11 protein-coding genes are annotated in these 8,664 nt (G+C 38.1%); all 11 read left to right on the top strand.

What is annotated here, in order from left to right:
* Window positions 1-669 precede the first annotated feature (669 nt).
* A complete protein-coding gene (gene rpmH / locus G0028_RS19050) occupies window positions 670-804 on the top strand; it encodes a 50S ribosomal protein L34 (RefSeq protein ID WP_000831329.1) in 135 nt (44 codons plus the stop codon).
* 35 nt (window positions 805-839) lie between these two features.
* Window positions 840-1,232 carry a ribonuclease P protein component gene (gene rnpA, locus G0028_RS19045; protein WP_130075121.1) on the top strand — a complete coding sequence of 131 codons (393 nt, stop codon included), beginning with the start codon at window positions 840-842 and terminating at the stop codon, window positions 1,230-1,232.
* A gap of 9 nt (window positions 1,233-1,241) precedes the next feature.
* Window positions 1,242-1,562, top strand: a complete 321-nt coding sequence (gene yidD / locus G0028_RS19040) for a membrane protein insertion efficiency factor YidD (RefSeq protein ID WP_174494066.1) — start codon at window positions 1,242-1,244, stop codon at window positions 1,560-1,562.
* A gap of 5 nt (window positions 1,563-1,567) precedes the next feature.
* Window positions 1,568-3,307 (top strand): membrane protein insertase YidC, encoded by a 1,740-nt coding sequence (gene yidC / locus G0028_RS19035; RefSeq protein WP_130075123.1) that lies wholly within the window; start codon window positions 1,568-1,570, stop codon window positions 3,305-3,307.
* 89 nt (window positions 3,308-3,396) lie between these two features.
* Window positions 3,397-4,761 (top strand): tRNA uridine-5-carboxymethylaminomethyl(34) synthesis GTPase MnmE, encoded by a 1,365-nt coding sequence (mnmE, locus tag G0028_RS19030; RefSeq protein ID WP_180046925.1) that lies wholly within the window; start codon window positions 3,397-3,399, stop codon window positions 4,759-4,761.
* A 202-nt stretch (window positions 4,762-4,963) separates the two neighbouring features.
* On the top strand, window positions 4,964-6,205 hold the full coding sequence (locus G0028_RS19025) for a tyrosine-type recombinase/integrase (protein ID WP_180046923.1): 1,242 nt from the start codon (window positions 4,964-4,966) through the stop codon (window positions 6,203-6,205).
* A 680-nt stretch (window positions 6,206-6,885) separates the two neighbouring features.
* Window positions 6,886-7,122 carry a helix-turn-helix transcriptional regulator gene (locus G0028_RS19020; protein ID WP_180046921.1) on the top strand — a complete coding sequence of 79 codons (237 nt, stop codon included), beginning with the start codon at window positions 6,886-6,888 and terminating at the stop codon, window positions 7,120-7,122.
* 2 nt (window positions 7,123-7,124) lie between these two features.
* Complete coding sequence (locus G0028_RS19015) at window positions 7,125-7,337, top strand: helix-turn-helix domain-containing protein (RefSeq protein WP_180046919.1); 213 nt, start codon at window positions 7,125-7,127, stop codon at window positions 7,335-7,337.
* Window positions 7,334-7,840, top strand: a complete 507-nt coding sequence (locus G0028_RS19010) for a Bro-N domain-containing protein (RefSeq protein WP_180046916.1) — start codon at window positions 7,334-7,336, stop codon at window positions 7,838-7,840. Before G0028_RS19015 ends, G0028_RS19010 begins: the two co-directional genes overlap by 4 nt.
* Entirely contained in the window at window positions 7,833-8,201 is a 369-nt protein-coding gene (locus tag G0028_RS19005) for a hypothetical protein (RefSeq protein WP_180046915.1), read from the top strand. Before G0028_RS19010 ends, G0028_RS19005 begins: the two co-directional genes overlap by 8 nt.
* A gap of 128 nt (window positions 8,202-8,329) precedes the next feature.
* Complete coding sequence (locus tag G0028_RS19000) at window positions 8,330-8,662, top strand: hypothetical protein (protein WP_227554832.1); 333 nt, start codon at window positions 8,330-8,332, stop codon at window positions 8,660-8,662.
* The last annotated feature ends 2 nt before the right edge of the window (window positions 8,663-8,664 follow it).

Here is an 8,664-nt window from a genome sequence, read left to right as displayed (position 1 = left end):
GTGAAACTCCTTTATTTAAATTTAAAAATACGGCCCGACCATACGGGGGTCGCCATTCTAACCAAGTTATCCACATCTGTCATGACTAATTCAACCCAAATTGGCTAAAAAAGAGTCTTTTCGCAAATAAATTTAAATTTAAACCTATTGTGGATAAGTTTTAGAACAACCTGTGGATAAAAAAAGGTGTGTATTTATCCACATTTTATCAACACCTGAAGATCAGACTTATTCACAAGTTAAGTTTATATTTATAAAAAATAAAAGTAGCTTTTCCTCAGAAAAATAGCAACCTAATAATAATAAATTTAAATTTTAAAATTTGAATTTATTTATAAGCAGACGGTTTTGTGTGGATAAACTTAAGTTATGAATTTAAATTTAAAATCTTACGAAATTAAATTTAAAAGTGAATCTTATTGTGGATAAGTTTGTTGATATAAATGTTTATAAGTTTTTATATTTTATAAAACAAAAGCATAAGCTGTGTATATTATTTGTTTTTGGTCAAAACAATTAAAAATATTCAATTGTTGGCTGAAATTAAAAATATGAAAATATATAAAAAAGTAAAAGAAAAGTAAAAGAAAAGTCTATATTCATTGACAGCATAAAGAATGCACAATACAATCGCGAACCTTTAGAAAAGATCAACATTGGAGTTTCAACATGAAACGTACATTCCAACCATCTGAATTAAAGCGCAAACGCGTTCATGGTTTTCGTGCTCGTATGGCAACTAAAGCTGGTCGTCAAGTATTAGCTCGTCGTCGTGCAAAAGGTCGTCATAGCTTAACTGTTTAATTTTTTAAATAGTCAAGTTATACGATTTGGGTGTTATGTCACTTTATAGTTTCAGTCCAGCGGTGAGACTCCACTGTGCTGCAGATTACAAAAGTGTATTTGATGGTGCGCTTTTTAAAGTGCATCAACCCCATTTCTTATTTTTAGCAAAAGTAACCGAACAGCCGAATAGCCGTTTGGGTATTGTTGTTGCTAAGAAAAAAGTGCGCCGTGCACATGAAAGAAATCGAATAAAACGTTTAGCACGTGAAAGTTTTCGCCTAAATCAGCAACATATAGACTTATTAGATATTGTGGTGATGCCTAAAATGGGTATTGAAGCAATTCCGAATGCTGAATTACATCAGCAGTTACAGTTTGCATGGCAGAAATTGCAGCGTCTTGTTAAAAAGCACCATAAAATAGCAATTTCCTCTCCTCAAAATTAGAGCAAGCCAATGGTTCGTATATTGCATTGGTTGATTCGTTTCTATCAAGTTGCGATTAGTCCCCTCATTGGACCTCGTTGTCGTTATATTCCAACTTGTTCTCAATATTCGTTAGAAGCAATCCACACCCATGGCGCCTTAAAAGGTAGTTGGTTCGCCACCAAGCGTATTTGTCGCTGCCATCCTTGGGGAGGATTTGGTTATGATCCTGTGCCTAAAAAAGCAATTCGTTTTATTTCATTTCAGCAAATAGATTCTCAAACGTTTCATGTTGCTGTACCCTTGCGTGAACGTTTTTCGAACCAACATCACTCTAACCACTTGGGGTAATAGATATGCAACAATGGGCCAGGTTTGCAATCCTCGGGGCCATGTTTGTCGTCGCATATTTGCTTATTTTGGCTTGGCAAAAAGATTATGGTCATGCGAACACTACTAAAACACAGCCAGCAGCTGTGGTAGCGCATGATGTTTCTGCCGATTTGCCAAATGGTCAAACGACTGCGGCAACTAGCGATGTTCCGCAAGCAAATATTGCTGCTGCACAACAACCGACAACTGTACCAGCAACCGCAAATCAACAACTGATTTCAGTACAAACTGACCTTTACCATCTTTGGATCAGTCCGAAAGGTGGTGATATTGTGCGTATTGAATTACTCAATCATGACCAAAGTAAAAACAGCGATCAGCCGTTTGTCATGCTTGAAAGTGATCCTAAACGAACTTATGTCGCACAATCAGGCTTAATTGGCTTAAATGGTCCAGACAGCAGCCGTGCAGGTCGTCCAAATTATGAGTTTGAAAAAACTGCGTATACTTTAGCAGACTTAAAAGATACTAAAGACAAAGACGGCAAAGCAATCAAGGTACTTGCTGTACCAATGATTTTCAAAACTGCTGATGGCGTGGAAATCATTAAAACCTTTAACTTTAAGCAAGGTAATTATCCAATTGAAGTGAGCTATCAGGTGGTCAACCGTAGTGCACAAAATTGGCAGGGTCAAATGTTTGGTCAACTCAAACGTGACAACTCTGAAGACCCAGGTAAGTCTGACCAAGGTATTTTCACTTTGGGTACATTCTTAGGTGGTGCTTGGGGAACGCCTGATGAACATTATAACAAACTCAAATTTGCTAATTTCTCGGAAGAGAAACTTGATACACAAGCAAAAGGCGGTTGGGTTGCTGTTGTTCAACACTATTTTGTAAGCGCTTGGATTCCTGGTCATTTTGGTGGTCAAGAATACACAGCGAAATTGGAGTCGCGTAAATCTGCAGATGGTATGAATATCATTGGATTTACATCTCCAACCATTAATGTTCCTGCTGGTAAAGCGATGAGCATTGATGCAACATTCTACGCGGGTCCTAAAATTCAATCTGAATTGAAAGATTTAGCTGTGGGCTTAAACCAAACTGTAGACTATGGTTGGTTATGGCCGATTGCAAAACTCTTGTTTATGGGCTTGCAAATGTTCCATAACGTAGTGGGCAACTGGGGTTGGTCAATTATTCTATTGACGATCTTAGTGAAACTGATTCTTTGGCCATTATCGTCTAAGAGCTATCGCTCAATGGCGAAAATGCGTGTGATTGCACCTGAAATGCAACGCATGAAAGAAGAGTTTGGTGAAGACCGTATGCGTTTCTCACAAGAAATGATGGCACTTTACAAACGCGAACAAGTGAATCCGCTTTCTGGTTGTTTACCATTGTTGCTACAAATGCCGATTTTCTTAGCATTGTATTGGGTACTGATGGAGTCTGTAGAACTTCGTCATGCACCTTGGATGCTGTGGATTCAAGATTTGTCAGCGATGGATCCTTGGTTCATCTTGCCGTTGTTGATGGGTGTAACCATGTTTGTTCAACAAAGTTTGAACCCACAACCTGCTGATCCAATGCAAGCTAAAGTATTTAAAATCATGCCAATCATGTTTACAGTATTTATGCTGTTCTTCCCTGCTGGCTTGGTTTTATACTGGATTGTGAACAACTCGATCACAATTTTACAGCAATGGTTTATTAATAAATCTGTTGAAAAAGATCGTTTAAAACGAGAAGCAGCTTAAACTTAAAAAATTAAGCAATAGCTGATTAAATCCGCTTAAGATGGTAATCTTAGGCGGATTTTTTTATTGTCAAAATTTGAGTGATCTAGATGAGTAACCCTATCAGCCAAACCACAATTGCAGCCATTGCGACGCCACCGGGCCGTGGGGGGGTAGGTGTGATTCGTCTATCTGGACCGAAAGCTTATGCGATTGCAGAAGCATTCACTCAAAAAAGCTTACCCAAAGCACGTTTTGCAGGTTTTCGTCAGTTTTTAGATGAACGCAATGAAGTGATGGATGAAGGCTTGGTGATTTGCTTCCCAAATCCAAACTCGTTCACCGGTGAAGATGTGGTGGAGTTACAGGGGCATGGTGGGCCTGTGATTCAAAATGCCTTATTGGCACGTTTACTTGAGCTGGGTGCGACTGCGGCAAAAGCAGGTGAGTTCTCCATGCGTGCGTTTGAAAATGGCAAAATGGATTTGGTACAGGCTGAAGCGATTGCCGATTTAATTGATGCAACTTCACAGGCGGCTGCGCGTTCTGCAGTACGTTCATTACAAGGCGCATTTTCCAATAAAGTAAATACCGTTTTAGAAAAACTGATTCATTTACGTTTGCATGTTGAAGCAGCCATCGACTTTCCTGAAGAGGAAATCGACTTTTTAGCAGACGGTAAGATTCTGAGTTTATTGCAAGATGTGCAATCTTCAGTGGCTGCGGTACAGCAATCTGCGCGTCAGGGGCAGTTGTTGCGTGAAGGCTTACAGGTGGTGATTGCAGGTAAACCCAATGCAGGTAAATCTTCATTACTCAATGCTTTGGCAGGCAATGATCGTGCCATTGTGACGGATATTGCAGGAACGACCCGTGATGTTTTACATGAAAAAATTACCTTAAATGGTTTACCAATCACTTTAACGGATACCGCAGGCTTACGTGAAACTGGCGATATTGTCGAAAAAGAAGGGATTCGTCGTGCAATTCAAGAAATTGAACAAGCCGATCTTTTACTGTTGGTATATGACTTAAGCCAAGGTGAAAATCCTTTGGAATTGGCAAAGAATTATTTTGCGGATCATATAGAACCAAAACGCTTGATGCTGATTGGAAATAAATGTGATTTAACTACACAACAACCTGCATTAAGTGATTTGGATGGTTTTAGGCATATCACTGTATCGGCAAAACAAGATATGGGTGTTCAGTCGCTCATAGATGCGATTACAGCGCATGCAGGTTTTCAGCCTGAAGAAGATACCTTTATTGCTCGAACTCGTCATTTAGACGCAATGAAGCGCACTCAGCACTATCTGGCAGAAGCACATGAGCAGCTTGTGGTTTATCATGCTGGAGAATTGGTCGCAGAGTCATTGCGTTTGGCACAAAATGCTTTGGGTGAGATTACAGGTGACTTTAGTGCCGATGATCTGCTTGGGGTGATCTTTGGATCGTTTTGTATTGGAAAGTAATTTCATTTTTTAGTATTGTTCAATACGTTCTAGTAAGTTCTAATAAGTAAATAAAAAGCATTAAGTAATATATACTTAGTGCTTTTTTAATATTTAATTATTATTCAATAGTGTTCAATATATTCAACTAGTGCTATGCTTTTTTTAGTCACTTATTAGATACGTGACTTAAAAATACTGGTTTTAAGTGTGAGTGCCTAAGATGCCCAAGATAAATGGTTTATTTTTTTCTACAGATAGAGAAATTCAAAACCTCAAACCACAGGAAAAACGCTATTCAGTGAAAGATAAATTGAATAATGGTTTATTCATTGAGGTTAAAGAATCGGGTGTGAAGTCTTGGCACTATCGTTACTCATTAAACGGTAAACAAGAAAGATTGGTGATAGGTCGTTATCCCGATCTATCATTAAAAGAAGCTCGACAGATTAGAGATGAATCAGCCTCATTGGTGGCGAAAGGCATTTCACCAAAACAAAATAAAAGTAAAGTCACCAGTGTGCTATTCCGTGACTATGGAGAAATGTATTTCAAGGATGTTATTCAAAAAGAGCGTAAGAACTCATATAACATGGCTTTATGTTTGAAAAATGATATTTATCCCATGATTGGCAATATGGCTATAGAACAGATCGGCGTTGATGATGTCCGCCGTGTAATATGGCGTAAGAAAGATCAAGGTTATGATGCAGCAGCCAATCAAGTCAGAGGTTTATTAAAACGTATGTTTGATTATGCTATGACATTGGGTTTAGTTCCGTTTAATCCAGTGCTTGCTATCCCAACACGCCATATCTATAAGGCAGTGCCGAGAGATCGTTATTTAAAAACAAACGAAATAAAAGAGTTCTACACTGCCCTACTCAACTCACGTATATATCGTCCTAGAAAATTAGGCATTCTATTATCACTATTAACTTTGATTAGAAAGTCAGAGCTATTGAGGGCGAAGTGGGAGCATATCAATTTTGAAACACGTATATGGTTAATTCCTGAAACAAAGGCAGATAGTACAACTGGGCATAGCCGTGAAATGCTTGTTTATATGTCTGATCAAGTTATAGAAATATTAAAAGAATTAAAACAGATTGCAGGTGATGAGCCTTATGTTTTTGTAGGTAGAAAGACAGGCACACATATAAGCCATAATGCCTTTAATGAGTCCCAAAAGAACGCCCTTAAATTAACAAGTTTAGCTGACTTCACTATTCACGATCTACGGCGTACAGCAAGCACGCATTTAAATGAACAAGGTTTTAACAGTGATGCGATTGAGGCGTGTTTGAACCACACGGGGAAAGGGGTGCGAGCAGTGTATAACAAGGCGAAGTACGAAAAGGAGCGTACTACGATGTTGCAAAAGTGGAGCGATTATATTTTTAGTGTGATTTATGAACAAAACATAATCTTTTTTAATCAGGTTAAAAATAATAAGGTAGGGTAATTTGTAATTATTTGTAATATTCAAATATGAATATTATGTTCATAAAAATGAACAACTTATATTAACTTTTGTTAATGTTTTTATTTAACAAACTTATTAAAGTCAAATGGATAGTGTCGAAACCAATATGACACTATATGCATAAATATGAACTTACACACATCCGTTTGTTCGCTTAGTTTTACGACAACATTTAACGCACTTGTGTGGCAAAGGGGTAGCCATTTAAACATAACTCTTATAAAGTTACAGCATGTTCATTGAGTTGTAATAAATGTGAAAGCAATCAATGAATAATAAAAAAGAGTTGATGTACTGGAAATACATCAACTCTTTGGATGACATGGAGTAACTGGAAATTACTACATGTCGATATTTTTAAACCATGTCCACCAAGACACAAACCTAAAGGAACTTTAGAAATGTAAACAGCTTAAAAACAAGTTTTATCGGAACTCCGATATAGGTAAGTAAACTTACCCTATAGGTAGAACTATAGTTAGGAAAGACTAACTGGTCAACATTTTGTTTACTTAAAGATACATTCCATTGTTTCTTACTGAACCTATTGAACACCAATACAATGCTATATCTAGCTGATAAAACTTAGTTTAAAAACTCAAACATTCCTACTTTTCTATTTTTGTGTCTAGGCATTTCCATCACTGGAGAATGTTTAGATGACTTTATCTAAATCGCAACAAACTGAAAATAATCGCTTGATTCGCCGTAAAGAAGTCCAAGAAAAAACAGGACTTGGAGCTTCATCCATCTATGCCATGATGAGAAGCGGTGATTTTCCTCAATGCTTAAACCTGTCAGAACGCCGTGTCGCTTGGATTGAATCAGATGTCGATTCATGGGTAGCAGATCGTATAGCCAAACATAAAGCCAACATTGTAACGATGGAGGCTTAAACATGAACCACCAAACCCAAGTTTTAGACCACCTCAAGCAAGGTAAAACCTTGAGCCAAGCCGAAGCAATCAATCTATTTAATTGCTATCGCCTGAGTGCTGTCATACAGCGTTTACGCCGTTCTGGTTGTGACATTGTGACCCACCAAGAGCCGAACTTAAACCGTGACGGCTACCACGCTCGTTATGAATTGATCGGGGAGTTTGTTGCATGAATCCATCTATTTTTAATTTTAATGAACACGGCGTTCGAGTTGCCTTTGATGAAAATGGACAGCCTTTATTTTGCTTGGCTGATGTTTGTAAGGCATTAGATATGCAAAGAGCAAACCCAAGCCGATTTAATTTAAATCCAAAGGGTACACATAGTTTGTGTACCCCTACCACAAGCGGAAATCAATTCATTACTTTTATCAGTGAAGAAAATCTTTACCGCATTGTTTTCCGATCTACCAAAAAAGAAGCATTAAATTTCCAAACTTGGGTATTTAAAGAAGTATTACCAAGCATTCGTAAGACTGGCAGTTATTCAGCACGACAAACCGCCTATGAAGAATTAAACCGCTTATGTATGCAGGCAAAGACCCAAAAGGCTAAAGGATCATTTCATGGTACTGGGTTGGTAAATCATCGTTATTCAATGCGAGATTTAAACCTAAGAATCACAACATGCAAAAACAATTTACAGCTAACTTTTGAGGGGTTACACAATGACTGAGCATGTAAACCCTGAGTTTTTCAAAGCCTTTGACCACTACAAGGCAATGCTTAAACAGTACGGCGATGGTCATCCCATTACAGAGCAGGCTTTCATGATGACTTTGCATTTAATGCCTGAACACATCAAAAAGGAAATGGATGCCAAAGCCAAAGAATTAAACCTACTGCCACCAGTAAGCGGTTACACCGATGACGGCGACCCAATGTATAGCCTTGAAGATATTGCCAAGCATTTTGGTATCAGTTTTGAAGAAGCTGAACAGCAGTTATTGAAAATGATGGACAACCGTCAACAGATCGGGCTATCCAATGACGGCATTTTGATTAATTCAGACATTCATATTAACCGTGTGCAGTAGGTGAAAGTATGAATCAAATAATAGATTTTAAAGCCAAAACTCAAGCCTTAGATGCACTCAGATTTGAGCGTATCTATTTAGATATGAGCAAATTTGCTCACATTTATTCTGACAGTATTTTAAATCCTATGGGAGTATATCCAAAACTGGATGCACCACTAAAATACTTTATTGTTGTTTTTCTTGTTGCACTACGAAACTTTCGTAGTTATAGTTCCCTTGCTTTGAGCAAAATCTCAAAGTTAGCTTTGGTCGGCTATGATTCAAACGGCGCACAGTCCGCAAGGGCTTTTTTTGTGCGTAATATCTCTATGCGTTCGCATTTTATGGTGAAGCTGTGGAGGGACACGTTTACGTGTGTAGGTATCCGTTTGAACCTATCGACCAACCCTTTACAGCTTTGCCACCCTCATTTGGTCGTGAATGGTAAAGCTCCTTTAAACTCAAACGGAGCGCATTAATC

Source organism: Acinetobacter piscicola (assembly GCF_015218165.1).
In the GTDB taxonomy this organism is placed as follows: domain Bacteria; phylum Pseudomonadota; class Gammaproteobacteria; order Pseudomonadales; family Moraxellaceae; genus Acinetobacter; species Acinetobacter piscicola_A.
This window is presented reverse-complemented; position numbering and strand designations above follow the sequence as displayed.